The organism is Micromonospora sp. NPDC005710 (assembly GCF_040630995.1).
Taxonomy (GTDB): Bacteria; Actinomycetota; Actinomycetes; order Mycobacteriales; family Micromonosporaceae; genus Micromonospora.
This window is the reverse complement of the sequence record NZ_JBEXYP010000074.1, coordinates 1-1,190: the sequence shown is the minus strand read 5'-3', so window position 1 is coordinate 1,190 and position 1,190 is coordinate 1. Positions and strand designations below refer to the sequence as shown.

At 67.2% G+C, this 1,190-nt stretch carries 1 protein-coding gene; it reads right to left on the bottom strand.

Annotated elements, in window-relative coordinates; all coding sequences use genetic code 11:
* A partial coding sequence (locus ABZ406_RS30970) for an AMP-binding protein (protein WP_357769129.1) occupies positions 1–1,013 on the bottom strand: 1,013 nt, incomplete at its 3' end.
* Positions 1,014–1,190 lie beyond the last annotated feature (177 nt).

The following is a 1,190-nucleotide window of genomic DNA, read 5'->3' as shown; positions in this document are numbered from 1 at the left end:
TAACCCCGCGCCAACGCGGCCCCGGCGACATACAACTCACCCGCCACACCCACCGGCACCGGCCGCAACCGGTCATCAAGAACGAACACCCGCACGTTACGAATCGGCGTCCCAACCGGCACCACCCCACCACCATCAAGACGACCCGTGAGCACTCCGATCGTGGTTTCCGTCGGCCCGTAGTGGTTGAACACCGGCCGGCCACCGGCAGCGGCCACCAGGTCCCGCACCCACTCCACCGGGGCCGCCTCACCACCGAGCACCACACCACCAGCGGGAACCAGATCCGACAGTTGGCCCGCCGCACCCAACGCCATCAGATGCGACGGCACCACCTTCAGATGATCAATCCGATGCTCCGCCAGATACGCGGCGACCGCCAGCGGATCCGTCACCGCACCCTCGGGCAGAATGTGCAACTGCCCGCCCCGCGCCAACGACGCGAACAACACCGTGTTCCCCAGGTCCGTCACCTGCGCCTGCAACAACGCAAACCGGCCCCCCGAAACAGGAAAACCCAACCGGTCCGGCACCGACGCCACATAATTCGCCACCGCCGCCTGCGTCACCACCACACCCTTCGGCCGCCCCGACGACCCCGACGTATAGATCACATACGCCGGATTCTCGGCGGAACCCATCACCCGCGGCGCGGTCGACTCCCCCGCCGCCAACGACTGCGCGACCGCCGGACTATCCAACGCCACTATGCGGATCTTCCCCGCCGGCAACTCATCAGCCGTATCCAGATCCGTCAACAACAACACCGCGCGGCTGTCACGCACCACGAAAGCGACCCGCTCCACCGGCTGACTCGCGTCCACCGGCAGATAACCCGCGCCCGCCTTCCACACCGCCACAATCGCGACGATCATGTCCACACCCCGGGGCAGGCACAACGCCACGACCGACTCGGCACCCACCCCCTGCGCCACCAGGAATCGCGCCAACCGATTCGCCCGCGCATCGACCTCGGCGAACGTCGTCTCGACCCCATTTGCGACGACCGCCACCGCGTCCGGAGTCCGGAGCACCCACCCCTCGAACAGGGCCACCACCGATTCGACTGGCGCTGGATCCGCGGTGTCGTTGAAATCGACGACGACCTGACGGCGTTCCTCCTCATCGAGCAGGTCCACAGCACCCAACGACACCTGCGGATCGGCGGTCACCGCCTCCAACACCCGGGT